The 271-nt window shown below is 47.6% G+C and carries 1 protein-coding gene; it reads left to right on the top strand.

The features are described 5' to 3' along the window. A partial coding sequence (locus tag AB4167_RS21810; RefSeq protein WP_372137014.1) for a transposase occupies window positions 1-271 on the top strand: 271 nt, incomplete at both ends.

The raw sequence follows: 271 nt of genomic DNA on the forward strand, positions 1-271 counted from the left end.
GCTTAAAAGGTGCGCCTGCCCAAGAGCGAAAAGCAGAGCGTCAAGCGCTTGCCAAGCCGATACTGGATGAGCTTTACCAATGGATGACGACCCAGAAGGTGATTGGCTCTAGCCCACTAGGCAAAGCGATAAAATATACGCTTGGGCAGTGGTCAAAGCTTATTCGTTATATCGACGATGGTCACTTATCTATTGATAATAATCGCGCTGAACGCGCAATTAAACCACTGGTCATTGGCAGGAAGAACTGGCTGTTCTCTAACACACCAAA

Origin of the sequence: Vibrio sp. 10N.286.49.E11 (genome assembly GCF_041469505.1) — a bacterium.
In the GTDB taxonomy this organism is placed as follows: Bacteria; Pseudomonadota; Gammaproteobacteria; order Enterobacterales; family Vibrionaceae; genus Vibrio; species Vibrio crassostreae_C.